Below are 257 nucleotides of genomic sequence, written 5' to 3'. Positions count from 1 at the left end.
CGCTGTCGCTGGCCTATTTCTTCTGCGTGCTGACCGCGTACTACGTGATCCGGCCGGTGCGCGACCAGCTCAGCGCGGCGGTCGGCTCGACCCAGCTGCCGTGGTTCTACGCCGCCTCGTTCCTGGCCACGCTGGCGCTGACGCCGCTGTTCTCGGCCTTGGTCTCGCGCTACCCGCGGCGGGTGGTGGTGCCGGTGGTGTACGGCTTCTTCATCGCCTGCCTGATCGGCTTCGTGCCCTTGTTCGGCGAACGCGGG

The 257-nt window shown here is 68.9% G+C and carries 1 protein-coding gene; it reads left to right on the top strand.

Annotated features, from left to right (window positions below; translation table 11 throughout):
- Positions 1-257, top strand: a 257-nt coding sequence (locus tag HKX41_12280; GenBank protein ID NNC24913.1) for an MFS transporter, incomplete at both ends; no start/stop codon positions are given.

The sequence above is a fragment of the Salifodinibacter halophilus genome (assembly GCA_012999515.1).
Lineage (GTDB): Bacteria > Pseudomonadota > Gammaproteobacteria > Nevskiales > Salinisphaeraceae > Salifodinibacter > Salifodinibacter halophilus.
Note: the sequence above shows the minus strand (reverse complement) of the source record. Positions and strands in the feature narration are given on the sequence as shown.